The sequence below is a fragment of the Arthrobacter sp. S2(2024) genome (assembly GCF_036662515.1).
GTDB lineage: Bacteria > Actinomycetota > Actinomycetes > Actinomycetales > Micrococcaceae > Arthrobacter.
In genome coordinates this window covers 322943-343654 of sequence record NZ_JAYKZI010000002.1, presented here as the reverse complement: position 1 = coordinate 343654, position 20712 = coordinate 322943, and the positions used below count along the sequence as shown (strand labels likewise).

The 20712-nt window shown below is 64.6% G+C and carries 12 protein-coding genes; 8 read left to right on the top strand and 4 right to left on the bottom strand.

Annotated features, from left to right (window positions below; genetic code table 11):
* Positions 1-9: 9 nt before the first annotated feature.
* Positions 10-963 carry an ABC transporter substrate-binding protein gene (locus VLA65_RS05205; protein WP_284751584.1) on the bottom strand — a complete coding sequence of 318 codons (954 nt, stop codon included), beginning with the start codon at positions 961-963 and terminating at the stop codon, positions 10-12.
* A 356-nt stretch (positions 964-1319) separates the two neighbouring features.
* A complete protein-coding gene (locus VLA65_RS05200; protein WP_306964312.1) occupies positions 1320-2030 on the bottom strand; it encodes a 3'-5' exonuclease in 711 nt (236 codons plus the stop codon).
* Positions 2031-2118: 88 nt separating this feature from the next.
* On the opposite strand from VLA65_RS05200, the gene VLA65_RS05195 reads away from it, so the two are divergent.
* The 3 genes from VLA65_RS05195 to VLA65_RS05185 all read left to right on the top strand — a co-directional run bounded on the left by VLA65_RS05195 (position 2119) and on the right by VLA65_RS05185 (position 9424).
* Positions 2119-2535 carry an MGMT family protein gene (locus VLA65_RS05195; protein ID WP_306964314.1) on the top strand — a complete coding sequence of 139 codons (417 nt, stop codon included), beginning with the start codon at positions 2119-2121 and terminating at the stop codon, positions 2533-2535.
* 98 nt (positions 2536-2633) lie between these two features.
* Positions 2634-5897: an ATP-dependent helicase gene (locus VLA65_RS05190; protein ID WP_332601956.1), complete on the top strand. Its 3264-nt coding sequence runs from the start codon at positions 2634-2636 to the stop codon at positions 5895-5897.
* Entirely contained in the window at positions 5894-9424 is a 3531-nt protein-coding gene (locus VLA65_RS05185; RefSeq protein ID WP_332601955.1) for an ATP-dependent helicase, read from the top strand. The genes VLA65_RS05190 and VLA65_RS05185 overlap by 4 nt, the downstream gene beginning before the upstream one ends.
* A gap of 34 nt (positions 9425-9458) precedes the next feature.
* Here VLA65_RS05185 and VLA65_RS05180 read toward each other — a convergent pair whose 3' ends face one another.
* Complete coding sequence (locus VLA65_RS05180; RefSeq protein WP_332601954.1) at positions 9459-10757, bottom strand: macrolide 2'-phosphotransferase; 1299 nt, start codon at positions 10755-10757, stop codon at positions 9459-9461.
* 143 nt (positions 10758-10900) lie between these two features.
* Here VLA65_RS05180 and nudC point away from each other — a divergent pair, with 143 nt between their 5' ends.
* Genes nudC through VLA65_RS05165 form a run of 3 tightly spaced genes read left to right on the top strand, consistent with a single transcriptional unit; the run spans position 10901 to position 14645 of the window.
* Positions 10901-11887 carry an NAD(+) diphosphatase gene (gene nudC / locus VLA65_RS05175; RefSeq protein ID WP_332601953.1) on the top strand — a complete coding sequence of 329 codons (987 nt, stop codon included), beginning with the start codon at positions 10901-10903 and terminating at the stop codon, positions 11885-11887.
* Positions 11884-14016, top strand: coding sequence for an ATP-dependent DNA helicase UvrD2 (locus tag VLA65_RS05170; RefSeq protein WP_306964323.1), 2133 nt, complete (start codon positions 11884-11886; stop codon positions 14014-14016). The genes nudC and VLA65_RS05170 overlap by 4 nt, the downstream gene beginning before the upstream one ends.
* Entirely contained in the window at positions 14016-14645 is a 630-nt protein-coding gene (locus tag VLA65_RS05165) for a M48 metallopeptidase family protein (RefSeq protein ID WP_332601952.1), read from the top strand. Before VLA65_RS05170 ends, VLA65_RS05165 begins: the two co-directional genes overlap by 1 nt.
* Positions 14646-14660: 15 nt before the next feature.
* Here VLA65_RS05165 and VLA65_RS05160 read toward each other — a convergent pair whose 3' ends face one another.
* Complete coding sequence (locus VLA65_RS05160) at positions 14661-16106, bottom strand: zinc-dependent metalloprotease (protein ID WP_332601951.1); 1446 nt, start codon at positions 16104-16106, stop codon at positions 14661-14663.
* Between the two features lie 225 nt (positions 16107-16331).
* Here VLA65_RS05160 and VLA65_RS05155 point away from each other — a divergent pair, with 225 nt between their 5' ends.
* Entirely contained in the window at positions 16332-17540 is a 1209-nt protein-coding gene (locus VLA65_RS05155) for a YlbL family protein (RefSeq protein WP_442880218.1), read from the top strand.
* A gap of 133 nt (positions 17541-17673) precedes the next feature.
* Positions 17674-20676: a UPF0182 family membrane protein gene (locus VLA65_RS05150; RefSeq protein WP_332601950.1), complete on the top strand. Its 3003-nt coding sequence runs from the start codon at positions 17674-17676 to the stop codon at positions 20674-20676.
* Positions 20677-20712 lie beyond the last annotated feature (36 nt).

Genomic DNA, 20712 nt, shown 5'->3' with positions numbered 1-20712 from the left:
ACGCCTGGGTTACTTGGCCGGGATCTGGACGGCCTTGCTGCCCGGCTTCCAGCCCTGAGGGGTCTGCTCCGCCTGGGTCGGGCGGTCCTTGTACCACTCGGCCGTCAGCTTGGTCCAGGTACCGTCTGCGATCACGGCGTCAAGGCCGGAGTTGAGGGCGTCGATCAGGGGCTGGTTGTCCTTGTTCACGGCCCAGGCAGTGAAGTTCTGGGTGTTGACGACCTTTTCGGCGATCTTCGTGTTGTCGCCGTCCTTGACCTGGCCGGTTGCCTGCTGCGACGGGGCGACCCAAGCGTCAACCTGGCCGCTCTTTACGTTGGCGTAAACCGTGTTGTAGTCCGGGAAACGGACGGGCTCAAGCTTGAGCGTGTTGGTGACGTAGTCGTCCTGGACGGTGCCCTGGACGACGCCGATGCGCACGTCGGACTTGAGGTCCGCGAAGCCCTTGACCTTGGAGTCGGTCTTGGTCACGACGGCCATGTAGCCGAAGTCGTAACCATTGGTGAAGCCGACGGTCTCGCGGCGCTTGTCCGTGGTGGAGATCGAGGAGGATCCGACGTCGAACTGCTTGTTCTTGACCTGGGAGAGCAGCGCCGAGAAGTCAGTGGAGGCGAACTCGACCTTGAGGCCCAGCTTGGCGCCGACGGCGCGCAGGAGTTCGTTGTCATAGCCGGTGAACTTGCCTGAGGGATCGATGAAGATGTTCGGCGGGGCGTCCGAGAGCGTGCCGACGCGCAGGGTGCCGTCGGTGATCAGGCCCAGCTTGGACTTGTCGATCTTGTCCACCGGAGTGACGTCCTTGGTGGTGTACTTGTCCAGCGTCTTCTGGTCGCTGCCTTGGAGGGCGTCGGTCGGCGAGGCGCTGCTGGTGCTGCCCGCTCCGCCACCGCAGGCGGCCAGGGAGACGGCGAGAACTGCAGCCACAGGGACAGCAGAGAACCACTTCAGGGCTTTGATTTTCATCAAGCAAATCACTTTCATCGGGGAACACGCGTTCGTATCGAGACGGGCGGGGAACGCAGCCAAAGCAGGTTTGGGCCGCAATATCAGAACTCGACCCGCCAAACTTAATTATGTCATCCACTCATTCAGCTATAAATTGACGACGATAAGGCGTGCGATTCCCGGAAACTCCGAATTAAATTCAGCGAAGTGTGGAAAGTGCCCTTGAGGTGCCGCGTCACTCGGGTATCGTGGGGAATTCGTGACTGACGTCCAGCTGGCTTCCAGGCAGCAACAGCGATGTGACGTGCGTCCCATCATGCGGACGCCGGAAAAGCGTCCGGTACGTGGACGGGCGTTTTGAAAGTCCGGAAGCCTTAGAAGTCTCCGCGGCTGGCATCTTCCGGGGGAAGAACCGGCCAATTGCCTTCGATGACTGCCGTTGGTTTGGTCTTGCGCAGGTAGCTCTGGAAATCGGCGGCCTGTGCGGCTGCCCAATCAACCTGGAGGTGATGCAGCTTGGAGGCGGGCATTTGCAGCTTCGGGAACTTGCCGGCCATGGCATCAAGGACGCGCAAGGTGGCGAGGGCGTCCGCAGCGGAGGTATGGGCGTTATCGAGGTTCACCCCGTATTCCTCGCACAAAGCGGTCAGGGTCCGCTTGCCCTTGCGGTACCGGTCGACCTGCTTGTTCATGACGTAGGGGTCAAGCACGGGGAAACGGCTCAGTTGCGGCACGCCGTAGCGGGCGGATTCGGCGGCCAAGACCGTGAAGTCATAGCTCGCGTTGAACGCAATGACCGGCACGCCGTCGTCGAACAGTTCCTGGAGTGCGGCGGCAACTTCGCGCGTCACTTCTGCTGCCGGTCGGCCCTCGGCCCTCGCCTTTTCCGTGGTGATGCCGTGGATCTCGCTGGCCTCCAAGGGAATCTCGATACCAGGATCCGCCAACCATTCGAGTTCCTTGATGACGCCGCCTTCGTCGTCCACTACGGTGATCGAAGCGGTGACGATCCTCGCGGAACGGGAGTTCCGTCCCGTGGTCTCAAGGTCGAACGCGGCGCGGGGGAGGGTATTCCAGGAGCTCATGCTTCAACGCTACCGGCGCCCTCCGACAAGAACCGGAGCGACACTCCTTCTGCGCCGATCCGGCGGCCCATGCCGATAGGCTGGGGGCATGCGGATGGAGTTTGTGACGGCGGTGCTGGCCGTCGTGGATCTCATGCCGCCCGGCGTTGCCGTGTCCTATGGGGATGTTGCCGAGCTTCTGGGCTCGGGCGGTCCCCGGCAGATCGGATCGGTCATGAGCCACCACGGAAGCACCGTGGCTTGGTGGCGCGTACTGCGTGCCAGCGGCGAGGCGCCCCCAGGCCTTGAGTCGGAAGCGCTGCACCACTACTTGGACGAGGGAACGCCGCTGCACGGCGCCTACGCGGAGTATCTGCGGATCGGCGAAGGCCGCTGGCGCGTTGACCTGACCCTCGCCCGGTGGGCCCCGACGGATCGTGACTTCGACAGTATCGATGCGATCTCTGAGCAACTCGAGCGTCAGCTCCATAAATTGTCGGTACCCGATGATGAAATGACCGTGTGAGTCCAACACCGACACCTCAAGCAACAACGCAGGAAGCAACGCCGGCGCCACGGCAGGCACAATCGCGACAAGCACCATCGCGGCAAGCGCCTGCCCGCTTGCGCCTGCTTCCGCCGCGCGAGGTCCACTACGCAGCGCCGGAGTTGTCCGCCGACCAGGCCGCCGTCGTCGGGCTCCCGCACGGATCCGGGCCGGTCCTGATACCAGGGGCGCCCGGCACCGGGAAGTCCACTGTGCTGGTGGAAACCGCCGTCCGGCGGGTTCAGCGTGACGGCGTGGATCCGGAACGGATCCTGATTCTCGCACCCGGCCGGCATGCGGCGTCGGCGTTGCGGGACACCTTTACGGGGCGCTTGGACCGCAGCTTGAGTACGACGCCGGCGCGCACTTGGGCGTCATACGCTTTCGACCTGATCCGGCGAGCCAAAGCCGAGGGCGTGCTGCCGCTGCAGCGGCCGCCCAAGTTGCTCTCGGGGCCGGAACAGGACCTCATCATCAAGGAACTGCTGGAGGGGCACGCCCGGCCGGGTTTTGAACTTCCTTGGCCGCAGGACTTGTCCGCCGCGCTGCCCACGCGTGGCTTCCGGCAGGAGATCCGGCAGCTCTTCGACCGGATCATCGAATCCGGCCGCACGGCGGACGATCTTACGTCGCTCGCCTACGAATGCGGCAGGCCGGACTGGATAGCCGCCGCAGACCTCTATTCGGAGTACCGCGACGTCCTGGACCTGCGCATGCCGGAAGCTTTCGACCCGGCCGGAATCATCACCGCCGCGCGCCAGATCTTCCAGGACTCGCCCGGATTCCTGGCGGCTGAGCGCGAGCGGCTGCAGTTGATACTCGTGGACGACGTCCAAGAGGCAAATCCCGCAGTGTTTGAACTGCTCGCGGACATCGCCGAAGGAAAGGACGTTTTGGTGGCGTCCTCCCCGGACACCGTGGTCCAGGGATTCCGCGGTGCCCGTCCGGACCTCGTCGCCGAACTCCCGCGTCTTCTCGGCGGCCTTGAAGGTGTCGTTCGGGAGCTTCCTCTATGGCACACCCACAGGCACCTGCCCGGTGTCGCAAAAGCGTGGACGGGCGTGGCTGCGCGTATTTCGCAGCGCGCGGGAGGGCAGCTGGCCCGGCGCCTGGACCCACTTCCCGCATCGGCGGAGGTGGCACGTTCCGGAGCCAATCAAGCCGCGGGCCGGGTCGAAGCACATGTCCTGCCCTCCACAGTCCATGAATTGCGCTACGTGGCACAACGCATCCTCGAAGCACAGCTGCGCGGGAACTACGAGTTCGGCGACATCGCAGTGATCGTGCGCAACGGCGGGCAATTGGCGCAACTGCAGCGGTACCTGAGCGGTCAGGGAATCCCCGTCCGTGTCCCCGTTGCGGATTCCGCTGTCCGCGACGAAGTGGCTGTCCGTCCCCTGCTCGAGGTGTACGGGGTGGTTTTGGACGCCGCCAATCTGACGCCTGAGTCTGCCGTCTCGCTTCTCACGTCGAGGATCGGCGGAGCTACCGCTATCGAGTTGCGCCGCCTGCGCCAATCCTTGCGCCGGGAGGAGCTCTTGGGCGGTGGTGGACGGTCCAGCGATGCGTTGCTGGTTGAAGCGTTGCTGGAGCCGGGGGCGCTGGGGTCTTTGGGTATCGAGGGTAGTTCGGCCCGGCGTTTGGCCCGCATGATCGCGGCAGGACGTTCGGCAGCCGCCGAACCCGGAGCCAACGCGGAGACGGTTTTGTGGGCGTTGTGGCAAGCCACGGGGCTGGCTTCACGCTGGACGGAAATGGCGCTCGACGGCGGCGCTGCCGGCGCCCGCGCGGACCGGGACCTCGACGCCATGATGGCCTTGTTCCACACCGCCGAGCGCTATGTCGACCAGCTTCCCGGCTCCGGTCCCGAACAGTTCCTGGAGTATCTGCTCAGCCAGGAACTCCCCATGGACACCCTTGCCGCCAGGGCCCAGTTGGAGGAGGCGGTGGAGCTCATGACGCCTGCCAGCGCGGCCGGGCGGGAGTGGGCCGTGGTCATCGTGGCGGGGCTGCAGGAGGGAGTCTGGCCCAATACGAGGCTCCGGGGTGAGCTCCTCGGCAGTACTTTGTTTGCCGATGCCGTGGAGCATGGAGTTGAACACGCCTTGCAGCGCGGGCCCCTCAGCAGGCTGAGGGATATCCGCTACGACGAACTGCGGAGCTTCTCCACAGCCGTTTCGCGTGCCCGGGAAGTCCTCATCTGCACCGCGGTTTCTTCGGAAGACGAGCAGCAGTCTGCCTTTCTCGACTATGTGGCGCCTTTGGAGCCGGGGCAGTACCAACGTGAGTACACGCCGGTTGGCCGGCCCATGACCCTGCGTGCCTTGGTGGCCGAGTTGAGGCAGCGGGTTCAGCCGGACGACGCCGCGCTTGCCCGACCGGGCGTGGCCGAGGACGCCGCCGAAGCCGCGCGCGTGCTGGCACACCTCGCCACCGCGTCGCCTGCAGTGCCGGGGGCGCATCCGGATTCCTGGTGGGGATTGGCACCGCTCAGCAGCGACGCGCCGGTAGTGCCGGCGGAAGGCACCGTGTACGTTTCTCCTTCGAAGGTCGAAACTGTGCACAAATCGCCTTTGGACTGGTTTGTCCAAGCGGCAGGTGGCGAAGCCGCTACCGACTTTGCCCGTAGCCTGGGCACCTTGGTCCATGCGATTGCCCAGGAACTGCCCGAAGCTTCCGGCGCCGAGTATGTCGCGGAGCTCGTGCGTCGCTGGCCCACCCTGGGCATGAAGGACAACTGGGAAGGCAGGCTGGACTTCCAACGGGCAGAGCAGATGGTCCGGAAACTCGCCCAATACGTCCTTGTCATGCGGAGCGAGGGCCGCAGCCTGGCGGCGATCGAAGCGGACTTCGAGGTTCCGCTGCCGGAAGTGCGCCTGGGCTACGGTGCCGAGGATCCCGATGCTGGCCGGAACGCTGTGCTTCGGGGACAAGTGGATCGTTTGGAAATAGATACGGAGGGCAGGCTGGTGATTGTCGACCTCAAGACCGGCAAACGCCAGCCTGGCAAAGCCGAACTCGCCACGCACCCCCAGCTCGGTGCGTATCAGGCGGCCGTGTTGCACGGGGCGTTCCAGGACCTCCCTGTTCCGGGGCTTCCGGGCGGTGCCGTCCTGGCACAGTTGGGAACCAAGACGAAGACGCCCGTGGTCCAAGCGCAAGAGCCCCTGGATCCGGGAGATAACTGGGCGCAGGACCTCGTCAGTGAGGCCGCCGTGCTCATGGCCGGAGCAAGCTTCGAAGCACGCCACGATCCCTCAAAAGGCAGCCACGGAGGCCACGGCTGCCGACTGCCCGATATTTGCCCATTGTGCGCCAGGGGAAAGCAGGTCACCGAATGACCGTCCAGACACTCGCCGGAATCGAAGCCGGAGAGGCCTCCGAAGAAGCCGCCGTACTGCCGGAACCTCGATTCTCGCCCGGCGAATTGGCCGATATCCTCGACGAGCGGAACCGTCCCACGGAAGAGCAATCCGCCATTATTGCGTCACCGTTGACCCCCCGGCTGGTCATCGCCGGCGCTGGATCCGGCAAGACCGCCACCATGGCGGACCGTGTCGTGTGGCTCGTCGCGAACGGGTGGGTTCGCCCCGAAGAGGTCCTTGGCGTCACCTTCACCCGTAAAGCCGCAGGGGAGCTGGCCAGCCGCATCCGCGCGAAATTGGCCACCCTGCAGCGCATCGCATCCTCGGACAACGGGGAGTACGGCTTCCCGGAGGGGGTTGCAGGCTCCGACGAACTTGAACCCAAAGTGTCTACCTACCACTCCTACGCCAGCGGTATCGTGTCCGACTACGGCCTGCGCTTGGGTATCGAGCGCGATGTGGTCCTGCTTGGCGGCGCCCAGGCGTGGCAGCTTGCGAGCGAAGTGGTCGAAGCGTACGACGGCGACTATGAGCACTTCACCGCTGCCAAGTCCACGTTGGTCAACGCCGTGATGCAGTTGGCCGGCGAGTGCGCCGAACACTTGCGCGAACCCGCCGAAGTTCAGGGCTGGTTAATGGACCGGGTGTCCGAATTCGCCCAATTGCCCTATATGTCCGCCGCGAAAAAGAACCCAACCCAAGCTGCCGGCGATCTAGGCGCCATGTTGCGGACCAGGGCCAGCGTCGCGGACATGGTGGGGCGTTACCAAGAGGCCAAGAGGAACCGCGGCGTCCTCGATTTCGGAGACCTCGTTGCGCTCGCTGCGAAGATTGCCCAGGACATACCCCTGGCGGCCGCCACCGAGCGGGCCCGCTACAAGGTTGTGTTGTTGGATGAATTCCAGGACACCTCACACGCGCAACTTGTCTTGTTCTCCCGCCTGTTCGGGGGAGGGCATGCCGTGACGGCGGTAGGGGATCCCAACCAATCCATCTATGGCTTCAGGGGTGCTTCGGCCGGCCAGCTGTTCCACTTTGTCCAGGAATTTCCCGTCCGGGTGGAAGACGGCTTGGGACCGGCATCCCTTGCCACGGCACCCACCTCGTATCTGACCACTGCCTGGCGGAACGGGCGCAACATCCTGGCCGCCGCCAACGTCATTGCCGCGCCTCTTAACAAGGCGGCCGCGAGTGAGGGAGCCCCCGGCTCGAGGGCCGAAGAGAGTACTGTGGCGGTACCTCCACTGCAGCCGAGCCCGGCAGCGGCGGACGGCAGCGTTGTTCTCGGACGATTTGCCACCGACGAAGACGAAGCCGCAGCGATTGCCCGGGACGTCCGCCGCTACCGCCGCACAGTCTTTGAAACCGCGGCAGACGGTACGCCGGTTTCCCCCACCATGGCAGTGCTTTGCCGCCGTCGGGCACAGATGGAGTGCTTGCGGCGTGAATTCGAGGTCCAGGGTATCCCGTACGAAATAGTCGGCCTCGGAGGGCTCCTCGACACCCCTGAAGTAGTCGATCTCGTAGCTGCGCTCCGGGTCCTCGCAGATCCCGGCCGTTCCGATGCCCTGATGCGTTTGCTGGCAGGCGCCCGGTGGCGGATCGGAACTGCTGATCTGATGGCCTTCCGCGACTGGTCCCAGTTCCTTGCCAGGCGGCGATCACACGGCGGCTCGGGAGACGGCGGCACTGCAGACGATGCCTCCAACGCGGACGAAAGCCCGATGGAGACAGTCGTGGAGAGCGACATTACTGATGCGGCCAGCCTTGTGGAGGCGCTGGACTTCCTGCCCCGCCCAGGGTGGACCTCCGGTCACGGACGCTCCCTCAGCCCGGCGGCCTTGGACCGTCTTGGCCGGCTGTCTGCGGAGCTTCGGAACCTGCGGGGGTTCATCGGAGACGATCTGAGCACGCTGATCGGCGAGGTGGAACGTGCCATGCTGCTGGACATTGAGGTCGCTGCCAAGCCCGGGACGAGCATCCACCAGGCCCGCCGGAACCTGGACGCATTCCATGATGCCGCGGCGGGTTTCCTGCAGACTTCGCAGCGGGTTGATCTCCTGGCCTTCCTGGGGTGGCTTGAAGCGGCCGCGTCAGAAGAAGGTGGATTGGACATGGCCGACGCAGAGGTGAACCACGAGGCAGTGCAGTTGCTGACAGTCCACGCGTCCAAAGGCTTGGAATGGGACGTTGTCTTTGTCCCCGGCCTCAACGCCGGGGCCTTCCCGAGCAACAGGGACTCCCGGTGGAGCAGCGGTACCGCTGCCTTGCCATGGCCCCTGCGTGGCGACCGGGCGGACCTCCCTCAATGGGATCTGGACCAGCCGGACCAAAAGGGCTGGCTGGACGCCGAAAAGGACTTCAAATCGGAAGTCCAGCACCACGGTGAGGCCGAAGAGCGGCGACTCGCCTACGTTGCCTATACCCGTGCAAAGTTCGTCCTGTGGGCATCGAGCGCCGCGTGGAATGGTTCCCGGGCAGGCATTGCGGAGACGTCACCTTTCCTTGCCGAGCTGGCCGGCCTTGCCGGTGGGGCAGGAGGCGAGACCGGCCGGGCAACGGCCGCTGCCATTCATCCCCAGTCCCTGAGCGAAGACGCGCTGCCCACGGAGAGCCCTTTGACAGTCGGAACGGAGGTGGCGGTCTTCCCCTACGATCCGCTCGAGGGCCCGAGTGACCCCCGCACGGGGGAACGGCTCCGCTTGGTCCCGGGCCGGCGGGCTGCCATGGAGGCGGCGGCAATCCGCGTCAGGGACGCAGTCGAAGGATTACGGGCGGATTCGCCGCTTGTCATGGATGCCTCGCTGACGTCCCTCCGCGGGACGGCAGCCGGCTGGGCTGCCGAAGCGGAACTGTTGCTGGAAAGGCAGTTACGGCGGAAACCCGTCCAAGACGTCCATTTGCCCGGACACATCTCGGCGTCCATGTTCGTCGATCTCGGAGACGATCCTGCTGCGGTCCTGGCCCAGCTCCGGCGTCCGGTGCCCCGGCAACCCGGGATCTCGGCGCGCAAAGGCACCGCCTTCCATTCCTGGGTGGAGGAATACTACGGAACCACCGGCATGCTGGATCTCGACGAAGCACCCGGCTCCGATTCCCACATCGACGAAGCGTATGGACTCGATGACATGGTGGCGACGTTCAGCAATTCAGAATGGGCACACCGGTCCCCGGCCTTCGTCGAGGTTCCCGTGGAAACAAGGATCGGTGACGTCGTGGTGCGCGGGCGGATTGACGCAGTGTTCCGCGGGGCGGACGGCACATGGGAACTGGTGGACTGGAAGACGGGCAAGCGCCCGGCCGGCAGGCAACTCAAGACCCGCGCCGTGCAACTGGCCGTCTACCGCCTGGCATGGGCGCGCCTCAAGGGTGTGCCGTTGGAGCAGGTCAGTGCAGCGTTTTACTACGTTGCCGACGACTCTGTCGTGAGGCCCCACGACCTGGGCACCGCGGAGGAACTGGAGAACATCGTCGCTTCCGCGCTAGGCAAGCGAAACAAATAGGAAGCCGAAACCACGGCAGCTAGACCGGGATGGACTAACGGTCCTTGGCGTCCTGGAGTGGCGCGGGCTCCACTACCTGGAGGGCCGTCGTCGACGTGTCGTCGGATTCGGACGCCGTCTCCGTCGTCGAGGCGGTCCCGTTCGCTGATTCTCCCGCAGGCTCAGCGGCGGCTTCGTCTGAGGCGGCGGCCTCCAACGGTTCAACCGTGACCGACGGCGTTGCCGCGGCCGTCTCCGGGCGAACGTCGGGAACGTCGTCGTGAGCAGGCTCCGGGATGGCTGTGATACTTACCGTGGGCTTCGCCGGGCCGCCCGCCGGGGCCTTGGCTTCGGAAGCAATGACAACTGCCGGTGCCGCCAGCCCGTCCGCAGCGGCACGCTCCGCAGCGGCGGCTTCGGCCTCCTCGGCCGCCAACGCGTTTTGCTCCTCGATGTCGTCGGCGAGGGATTTAAGCATCGCCTCGGCTTCAGCCGTCATCTCACTGTGACCGGCCGCCAAGGCCTTGACGAGATACTGGGCCAAGGCGAATTCGGCAAGAAGTGCCGAGCGTCGCAGCAGGTGGCTGTCAGGTGTATCCCGTCTGGCTTCCGTGTAGTGCCGGAGGACGGACTCAACAAACTTCTGTTCGTTTGACGCCACGAGCCAGGCGAAGTCATCGGCAGGATCGCCGATGCGCAGATCGGTCCACCCCGTCACGGCCGTCACGCTATCGCCGTCGACCAGCAGGTTGTCTTCATGGAGGTCCCCGTGGACCACGCACGGGTTGAAGCGCCAGAGCGCCACGTCCTCCAGCGCATGCTCCCAGCGACGGAGCAGCGAGGACGGAATCTTGCCCGTTGTGGCGGCCTGGTCCAGCTCGTTCAACTTGCGCTGGCGGAATTCGTTGGCCGTGTAGCTGGGAAGATCGGCGTTATTGACGAGGGATTGGGGGAGGTCGTGCACGGCGGCCAACGCCGCACCGATCTCCTTGGCCAAGGCATCGCTGCAGGTGGACAACTCTTCGATGCTGCGCGTGGCCCCAGCCAAGTGGGCGTAAACAAAGGTGCTCAGCGCGCCTTGGCGCACCGTTCCGGCCACAGTGGGCATCAAAAAGGGCAGCTCGGCCCGGATCGCCGGCGCGAAAGCCCGCAGGATCATGAATTCGGTTTCCAGCCGGGCGCTGGCTTCCGGATGGCGCGGCGAACGGACACGCCACCGTTTGCCCTCGGAGTCCAGCAGGAGCGCCGAATCGAAATCGGCAGCATCATCCGGGGCAGAGGCGGCAGCCATCGGCGTCAGGCCGGGCACCGCCGCAGTAGCTACAGCGGCCAGTTCGAACGGTGTTCTTCTCACGTCTTCCACGGTAGATTGACAAGCGCCTCTGGCAGCGATGCAGTGCGGCGAGTCTTCAGATCCGCTGGAAAACCGGATCCAGGGGCATGCGTCGCTGAAAGATCCAAATGTCAATTGTCGGTGCGAGTCAGTACGGTAGGTACATGAGTTTCACCGAGTTCCAGGCGCCGGCAAACCACCTTATTGACACTGTTCTTCCGGTGCGCCCTGCCATGGTTGACCGCGGATCTGCCGAACGCCTGAAACCGGGCATGCTTGACGAAGTGATCTCCTCGGGTTCGGCCAAGGCCATGGTGGTGTCGCAGCGCCAAGCGCTCGTACTGGGCGACAAGCTGTGGCTGGGCGACGCCGCGCCGCTCTTCGAATCCCTCCAGGCCGCCGGCGGACCGCTCACTGCCATTTATCTCGGCCGGACCCTTGCAGCTTCCTCCGTCCCGAAGCAAACACCAATCGTCCTCTTTGTGCCTGCTGAGCCGGTTTCGCCTGGAGCCGCGGGCCTTCCGGCCGACGGCTCCTGGGCGGGATTCCGGGAGGTAGCCGCCCGCCTAGGTGCGCTGGACACAGCCTTGTTTGTCGAGGCCAGCGCGATTTCCAACTGGCATGCCACCCATACCCACTGCCCGCAGTGTGGAACTCCCACGGAAATCGAAGCCGGCGGCTGGGTCCGGCGGTGCCCGCGGGACAAATCGGAGCACTATCCGAGGACCGATCCGGCCATCATCGTCACAGTGGTCGGTTCCGACGGCAGGCTTCTCCTCGGTGGAGGTGGGCCGCTTGACGCCAAGAACTACTCCACACTGGCCGGCTTCGTTGAGCCAGGGGAATCGCTCGAGCAGGCCGTGGTTCGCGAAATCGGGGAAGAGGTGGGTGTACGGGTCACCGCTTGCCAGTACCTTGGCTCGCAGTCGTGGCCGTTCCCGGCTTCGCTTATGCTCGGGTTCACCGCAACAACTGACGACGTCGAGGCCCGGCCCGACGGCGTCGAGGTCACCCGGGCGCGCTGGTTCAGCCGCGCGGAACTCCAGGCAGCCGTGCTCAGCGGCGAGATCACGATCTCCACGAGGCTTTCGATTGCGCGTTCCTTGATCGAGCACTGGTACGGCGGCGTCATCGAGGACCTCCAGCAGTGACAGACGGCATTTTCAGCGACACCGTTTCACTCGAGGACCGGATTCTCGGCGGCCTTGATGCCGAGCAACGGGAAGTCGCCAGCAACCTCAACGGGCCCATGTGCGTCCTCGCCGGAGCGGGGACGGGAAAAACCCGGGCGATTACGCACCGCATTGCCTATGGTGTGCACTCCGGTGTCTACAGCCCGCAGCGCCTCCTGGCCGTCACGTTCACCTCCCGGGCCGCCGCCGAGATGCGCAGCCGCCTGCGGGATCTAGGCGTCGGAAACGTCCAAGCACGCACCTTTCACGCCGCAGCGCTCAGGCAACTGCAATTCTTCTGGCCGCAGGCGGTCGGCGGTGTCCTGCCGAACCTGCTGGACCACAAGGCGAACATGATCGCCGAAGCCGCGCGACGGCTTCGGCTGAGTACCGATCGTGCTTCCATCCGTGACCTCGCGGCGGAGATCGAGTGGGCGAAGGTTTCCATGCTAACGCCGGCAAACTACCTCGAGAACGCGCATGGCCGCGGCACTCCCGGGGGTTTCGACCTCACAGCCGTCGCCCGGGTTTTCCAGTCCTACGAGGACGTGAAGACGGACCGCAACGTGATCGATTTCGAGGACGTCCTGTTGATCACGGTGGGCATCCTCCAGGAAGACCCGAAAGTGGCCGCTACGGTCCGCGAGCAGTACCGGCACTTCGTGGTGGACGAGTACCAGGACGTTTCCCCGCTGCAACAGCGGCTGCTGGAACTGTGGCTTGGCGGCCGCGACGAACTCTGCGTCGTGGGCGACGCCAGCCAGACCATCTACTCCTTCACGGGAGCCTCTCCCAAGCATCTCCTGGGATTCAAGGGCCAGTACCCCTCGGCGACGGTCGTCAAACTCGTTCGTGACTACCGTTCCACGCCCCAAGTGGTGAAGCTGGCCAACGATCTCCTGGGGTCCCGCCGCAGTGGTGGAACGGTTGCCGACGCCGCTTGGGCCAAACCCCTTCAGTTGCTTGCCCAGCGTCCGGCCGGACCGGAGCCGCGGTTCATGGAGTGCCCCGATGACGAGGCCGAGGCGGCGGTGGTCGCGGGCCGGATCCGGGAATTGATCGACGCCGGCACCAAGGCAAGCGAGATTGCCGTGCTGTTCCGCACCAACGGCCAATCGGAGGCGTACGAGCAAGCTCTTGCCTCGGCGGGCATCGGCTACCAGCTACGGGGCGGTGAGCGCTTCTTCGCGCGCAAGGAGGTCCGGGACGCCATCCTGCAGTTGCGCGCCGCCACGCGTGCCGTAGCCGAGGATTCCGCGAAGGAGCCGCTCGGCCAACTGGTCCGCGACATCGTGGCTTCGCTCGGCTACACGGATGCCGCTCCGCACAGCGGCGGTGCCCTCCGCGAACGCTGGGAATCGCTCGCAGCGCTCGTGGCGCTTGCGGACGAACTCGCCGCCAGCCGCGGGCCGGAATTCACGTTGATGGAATTCGTCAACGAACTCCAGGAACGTTCGGTTGCGCAGCACGCACCAACGGTCCAGGGCGTGACGCTCGCATCGCTGCACGCCGCGAAGGGCCTGGAATGGGATGCCGTGTTCCTGGTGGGCTTGAGCGAGGGCCTTATGCCCATTTCCTTCGCGGACACTCCCGAGAGCGTGGACGAGGAACGCCGCTTGCTCTACGTCGGGATCACGCGGGCACGCGAGCACCTGAACCTGTCCTGGTCCACGGCCCGCACGCCCGGTGGCCGTGCCAACCGCAAGCCCTCGCGCTTCCTCGACGGGCTTCGCCCGGATTCGGTGCTCGGAGCCAGCGCGCGCAGCCGCGCCACGCCACGGCGCAAGGCGGCGGCACCGGCGTCGTGCAGGGTCTGCGGCACGATGCTCGCCACCGGCGCCGAACGCAAAGTGGGTCGCTGCAGCCAGTGCCCGCCCACCTACGAGGAACAGACCTTTGAGGCTTTGCGTCAATGGCGGAAGGAAGAGGCCCTGAGCAACGAGGTTCCGGCCTATGTGGTCTTCACGGACGCGACGTTGACTGCCATCGCCGAGGCCCGGCCGGAGTCCCTTGAGGACCTGGCGAAACTCGCCGGTGTCGGGCCCTCCAAACTGGAAAAATACGGCGAAGCCGTGCTGGCAGTTCTCGTCGAGAACGGATCCGCCTAGTGCCGCGGGCCGCGGGCCAGCCCGCTTTGCCGCTGACCACCGACGACGGGGCGCCCGTCGTCGTTCGTCGCTCAGCCCGCCGCCGCCGTACCGTGGCGGCATTCTGGGAGGACGGGAACGCCGTCGTCGCGATTCCCGCCCATTTCACGAAAGCACAAGAGAGCGAATGGGTCCGGCGGATGCTGGACAAGCTCAAGCGCCAGGGGGAGCGGGGCGCCCACGGTGCCGGCAGGAGGAGACCCGCAAGCGACACAGCGCTTGCCGCCCATGCCGCGGAACTATCGTCAAAGTATCTGGGCGGACGGTCCATCCCGACGTCGGTCCGCTGGGTGAGCAACCAGAAGTCACGGTGGGGGTCGGCAACTCCGGCGGACGGGACCATCCGGCTTTCGGACAGGCTCCAGCCCATGCCGCAGTGGGTCATCGACTATGTGCTGCTCCACGAACTCGCCCATCTGCTGGTGGCCGGGCACAACGCCGCGTTCTGGCGTTTGCTGGAGGCGTACCCCGAAACACAACGGGCAAAGGCCTTCCTGGAGGGCGTCGCCTTTGCGACGTCGCGGGGGCTTGGCCCGGATGAAGAAGGCGCCGGTGCCCCAGCCGCGGGCTGGGACGCCGACGCCGATTAGGCGATTCAGGAGCGGCTAGGCTTTGGGCCCTCCGGGCTCCGTGTCGTCAGGGGAATCTCCGTCTTCAGGCTTCGGAGCCTCCGGACTGTCCTCTGTGTTCTCCTCATCCTTCGGAGCGTCGTAGCCACCTTCGAGGAGCTTCTGCAGCGCGTCGTCCACTTCGGTCTCGCTGGCTTCAGCCAGGCGGCGCCGTTCGGTGAAGCCCGCCGGGTCGTCGAGGTCATGTGCCGTGGGGAGCAAATCGGGGTGCTGCCAGATGGCATCGCGGCCGGCGATTCCACGTTCGTCCTTCAGCGCGGCCCACAACGCGGCGGCTTCGCGCAGGCGCCGCGGTCGCAGCTCGAGTCCCACCAGCGAGGAGAACGCGTGTTCGGCGGGTCCTCCCGTGGCGCGGCGCCTCCGCACAGTCTCGCGGAGTGCGACGGCGGATGGCAGCATATTCTCGGTGGCAGCAGCCGTGAGCTCGTCCACCCAGCCCTCAACCAGCGCCAGGGCAGTTTCGAGTTTCTCCAGGGCAGCCGATTGTTCGGGAGTGCGCTCGGGCGTGAACACACCTTGGGACAGGGCTTCTTGAATCCCCTCGGGGTTGCCGGGATCGAGGTCCCGGGCGAGGTCCTCGACGCGGGACAAGTCGATGTGGATGCCTCGGGCGTAGGCTTCGATGGCCCCGAGGAGATGTCCGCGCAGCCATGGAACCTGTACGAAGAGCCGGGCATGCGCGGCTTCGCGGACCGCAAGGAACAACCGCACGTCACTCTCCGGGACGCTCAGGCCTTCGCCGAACTTCGCCACATTGGCCGGCAGCAATGCCATCTCGAGATCAGCGAGCGGAACGCCGATGTCGGTAGAGCTGACCACTTCGGCGGACAGGGCCCCGATGGCCTGGCCCAGTTGCATGCCGAAGATGGCTCCGCCCATGTTCTGCAACATGGACGAGGTGCCCCCCATCATGGCCTTCATTTCTTCCGGCATCTGCTGGGTGAGGGCGTCGGACAGTGCATTGGCGATGCTGTTGGCCACCGGCTCAGTGAGCCGTTTCCACGTGGCGAGGGTGGCTTCCACCCATTCAGCGCGCGACCAGGCGCGGCCAATGAGGCCCGTTGCCTGAAGATCGGTGACGGGATCCAACCAAAGTTCCGCGAGGCGGAGCGCTTCGTCGACTTCGCGGGCCTGCAGGGCATTCACCGACGGATCCGTGCCGGCGGCGGCAACACGGCGGGCGTTCTCGTGGGCAAGCTGCCAATTGACGGGGCCCTCGGAAGTGGAGCTCATCATGGCCTGCACTTGGGCGAACATTTGCTGCAGCATATTCGGGTCGTTCGGCAGCCCTGCGGCTTTTGCCAATTCGGCGGGGTCGATGTTGCCCATGCCTTGCCCGCCCATCAGGTTCTTCAGCATTTCTGCCAAGGGATCCACGGGTGAATCGTCTCCATTGGAGGGGGTATTGGGGTTGGAGGTCATGGTGCCGCCGATCGTCGGTGTGACTGGTGATCACTTTCAAGGTACCGCGATGCCCGGGGGCTGTCTGCCTCAAGAACGCGTCGTTCGCTCTAGGCAAAGCACGACTGGCAGGCACAGCAAGTAGGGTGGATCGTTGGTATGTTTACCGGCCTCCGCGCTGAGGGGGTCGAAACGGTAGCGTCGGACACACGGTTCCCGGCGCGGAGAGGTCCTTCATTGACTAGTTTGCCGAGCCCCGGAGCTGCCGGGGAACCCGGAAAGCCTCTCGGCCGCTCCAACTCCCAGGACGTCCCGACATCGGACGGCCATTCCCCGGAGCGGGACACCGCACCATCGCAGGAGCCGGTACAGGAAGCGCCCGACGCGCCCCCACCGGCACGGCGCCGCGACGGCCGGTACGTCGCGATGTTGGTCGCCGGGGCCCTGACCATTGTGTTGGGAATCGCCGCGGCTGTCCTTCCTGTTCCCTACGTCGTGGAATCTCCCGGACCGACGTTCAACACCTTGGGCATGGACCACAACAAGCCTGTCATTAGCATCACCGGACACGCGTCGTATCCCGCCAAGGGAAATCTGGACCTGACTACCGTCTATATCAACGGCGGCCCCAACGGACCAGTCAACATCTTCGAGGCCTTCCAAGCCTGGTTGGACGGTTCCAAGGCCGTGTACCCCGAAGAACTTCTCTATCCCAAGGGCACCACCAAGCAGCAATCCGAACAGGAAAGCGCGCTTGCCATGACCACGTCCCAGGAGAACGCAATAGCTTCGGCCCTTCAGGAAGAGAACATCCCGTACGGGCAGAAGCTTGCGGTCGCAGGATTGTCCGATGGCTCGGCCTCGGCGGGCAAACTCCAGGCCGGGGACGTCTTCACGTCGATCAACGGCAAGGCCGTCACGTCCCTGAACGTCGTCCAAACCGCATTGGCCGAAGGCGCGGGCGCGCCTGCCGCCGTCGTCGTCGATCGTAACGGCAAACCGGTGACGGTGAGCATTACTCCGGGCAAGGGCTCAAACGGCAAGTACATCCTGGGCGTACTGCTTCAGTACAAGTTCACGTTCCCGTTTGACGTCAAGATCTCCCTGGACCAGGTGGGCGGACCGAGCGCCGGCATGATGTTCGCGCTGGGGATCATCGACAGCATCACCCCCGGGGACCTCACAGGGGGCAAGCATGTGGCCGGCACCGGCACCATTTCGCCGGACGGCACCGTGGGACCCATTGGCGGAATCGCCCAGAAAATGCGCGGAGCCCGCAGCGGCGGCGCCACGCTTTTCCTCGCGCCTGCCGCCAATTGCGACGAGGTCGTGGGCCACGTTCCGGACGGGCTGCAGGTAGTCAAAGTGGACACCCTCGCGGACGCGAAATCCGCTGTGGAGCGACTCGCCTCGGGCCAGGATATGTCCCGCCTCCCCACATGCTCCAACAACTAGACTGATGATGGAACTTAGCTCCACCGCCACTCGTGGCACTAATGACGGCCTCCGCCATTACTACCCGGCACCGGGGCCGACGAACACACGCACTGATGACCGTTAACTGACGACCAGCGATGAGGTATCGAGTTTGTCCCGTCCAGCCAGCACCAGCCCGCCCGGAAGACCGCAGCGGAGACGGGGTGCACTCACTCCAACTTTGATCATCGTCGCCGTCGCCGTGGTTGGATTCATTTTCTTCGCCAATGTGTGGACAGACGTCCTCTGGTATCAGCAGTTGGGCTTCTTCGAAGTCTATTTCAAGGAGAACCTTGCCCGGATCCTGATCTTCCTGGCGGGATTCGTCCTGATGTTCGTGCCGGTCTTCTACGCCATCCGCGTTGCCTACCATGCACGGCCGGTCTACGCTCCGGATTCCGAGGTCAGGGACAACCTGAATCGGTACCAGGCCCAACTGGAGCCCGTGCGACGCGTGGTCATGATCGGCATCCCCGTGCTGTTCGGCCTCTTTGCAGGCAGCGCGGCCGCGAGCCAATGGCAATCGGTGCTCTTGTTCTTCAACCAGGTACCCTTCGGCCAGGCCGATCCCCAGTTTGGCCTGGACATCAGCTTCTACCTCATGACTTTGCCGTTCCTTGGCTTTGTCACCGGTTTCCTCATGAGCGTTGTGGTGATTGCCGGAATCGCGGGAATCCTCACCCACTACCTTTATGGGAGCATCCGGCTCATGGAACGCGGCATCTTCACCAGCCGTGCCGCCCAAATCCACTTGGCCGTGACCGGGGCCGTTTTCCTGCTGCTTCTCGGAGCCAACTTCTGGCTTGACGTCTACAGCACCGTCCAGAACAACGGTGGCCACTGGGCAGGTGCCCTCTACACGGACGTCAACGCCGTGATTCCGACCAAGACCATCCTGGCCGTTGCCGCGGGCCTGGTGGCCGTCCTCTTCATTGTGGCCGCCGTGATTGGCCGTTGGCGCTTGCCCGTGATCGGCACGGCCATGCTGATCATCACATCCATCCTCGCCGGTGGTGTCTATCCCTGGGTCATCCAGCAGTTCCAAGTCCGCCCCTCGGAGCAGACGCTCGAAAACAAGTACATTGACCGCAACATAGCCATGACCCGGTCCGCCTACGGTTTGGACAAGATCAAGGTTTCTCCCTACAACGCCACCACGGACGCCAAGACCGGGGCGCTTGCCAAGGATGCCCAGACAGCCGCCAACATCCGGCTGTTGGACCCGAACCTGGTTTCCTCGGCGTTCTCCCAACTGGAGCAGTACCGTCCGTATTACCAGTTCCCCAAGGCCCTGAACGTCGACCGCTACACCGTGAACGGCAAGACCCAGGACACCGTAATCGCTGTCCGGGAATTGAACCAGGACGGGCTGAACGCCAGCCAGCAGACCTGGGTCAACCGGCATATCGTCTACACCCACGGTTACGGCGTCGTGGCGGCCAAGGGCAACACCTTCACGGTTGACGGAAAGCCGGACTTCCTGCTGTCCGGAATTCCGTCCATGGGTACCCTTGGCAGCGATGCGAGCTACCAACCACGCATCTACTTCGGTGAAGATTCGCCGGACTACTCGGTGGTCGGCGCCCCCGATGGTGCTCCGCACCGCGAACAGGACCGACCGGCCGGCAAGGACACCTCTACTGAAACTCAGTACACCTTTACCGGCAACGGTGGCCCCAACGTTGGCAACTGGTTCAACCGCCTTCTCTACTCGATCAAGTTCCAGTCCTCGGACCTGTTGCTGTCTGACGGCGTCAACGAGAAGTCCCAGATCCTTTACGACCGCACTCCGCGTGAGCGCGTGCAAAAGGTTGCGCCCTACCTGACGGTTGACGGAAGCGCCTATCCGGCAGTTGTCGACGGCCGGGTGAAGTGGATCGTGGACGGTTACACCACCAGCCAGTACTTCCCCTACTCCCAGCAGCAGCAACTGGGAAACGCAACGGCCGATTCGCAGACGACCTCCGGGCGCACGGCGGCCCTGCCGAACAGCGCGGTCAACTACATCAGGAACTCGGTCAAGGCCACGGTTGACGCCTATGACGGCTCGGTCACGCTGTACGCCTGGGATGACCAGGACCCCATCCTCAAAGCGTGGGAGAAGATTTTCCCGACCACCGTCAAGCCGTACTCGGAGATGTCCGGACAGCTGATGAGCCACGTCCGCTATCCGGAGGATCTGTTCAAGGTCCAGCGTGAGCTGCTTGGGCGCTACCACGTGACCAACGCGGACAGCTTCTACCAGAACAACGACGCGTGGAGCGTTCCGAACGACCCCACGGTCACGGATCCCGTCCGGCAGCCTCCGTTCTACATGTCCCTGCAGATGCCCGACCAGACCAAGCCGGCCTTCCAGCTGACGTCTTCCTTCATTCCACAGGTGGTCAACGGCGCCGCCCGGAACATCCTGTACGGCTTCCTCGCAGCCGATTCCGACGCCGGTAGCCAGAAGGGGGTGAAGGCAGACACCTACGGCCAGTTGCGATTACTCCAATTGCCAACGGATACCCAGGTTCCGGGCCCCGGACAGGCCCAGAACAAGTTCAACTCCGATCCTGAGGTGTCGCGGGAACTCAACCTGCTCAGGCAGGGAGCATCCGATGTGCTCAACGGCAACCTTTTGACATTGCCGGTGGGCGGAGGCCTGCTCTATGTCCAACCGGTGTATCTGAAGTCCACTGGTGAGACGTCCTATCCGACGCTTCAACGTGTGCTCGTGGCCTTTGGCGACAAGGTCGGCTTTGCCCCCACGCTTGACGGTGCGCTGAAGATCCTCTTCGGGGGCGATTCAGGGGCCTCGGCGGGAGACTCGGCCAACAACGGCCAGACCACAACTCCGCCGGGGACTACTACGCCACCTGCGACAGCGGATGCACAGGCCCAGCTAAAGGCTGCGCTGGATCAGGCCAACAAGGCCATCCAGGATGGCCAGGCTGCGCTGGCCAAGGGCGACTTCGCCGGGTACGGTGCCCAGCAGAGCCTCCTGTCCGCGGCGATACAGAAAGCGCTCGACGCCGAGTCCCGGCTTGGTGCCACCCCGGGTCCGTCGGCAAGTGCCAGCCCCTCGGCGAGCCCGTCGGCCTCGTCGTCGCCTTCGCCTTCGCCGAGTAAGTAGGCAACTCTCCAGCTGGCTGATGTCGGCTTAGCTGGA

What these genes read in the sequence shown, in the direction of transcription:
- VLA65_RS05205 (WP_284751584.1), bottom strand. Translation starts at nt 963, where the DNA reads ATGAAAATCAAAGCCCTGAAGTGGTTCTCTGCTGTCCCTGTGGCTGCA.
- VLA65_RS05200 (WP_306964312.1), bottom strand. Translation starts at nt 2,030, where the DNA reads ATGAGCTCCTGGAATACCCTCCCCCGCGCCGCGTTCGACCTTGAGACC.
- VLA65_RS05195 (WP_306964314.1), top strand. Translation starts at nt 2,119, where the DNA reads ATGCGGATGGAGTTTGTGACGGCGGTGCTGGCCGTCGTGGATCTCATG.
- VLA65_RS05185 (WP_332601955.1), top strand. Translation starts at nt 5,894, where the DNA reads ATGACCGTCCAGACACTCGCCGGAATCGAAGCCGGAGAGGCCTCCGAA.
- nudC (WP_332601953.1), top strand. Translation starts at nt 10,901, where the DNA reads ATGAGTTTCACCGAGTTCCAGGCGCCGGCAAACCACCTTATTGACACT.
- VLA65_RS05160 (WP_332601951.1), bottom strand. Translation starts at nt 16,106, where the DNA reads ATGACCTCCAACCCCAATACCCCCTCCAATGGAGACGATTCACCCGTG.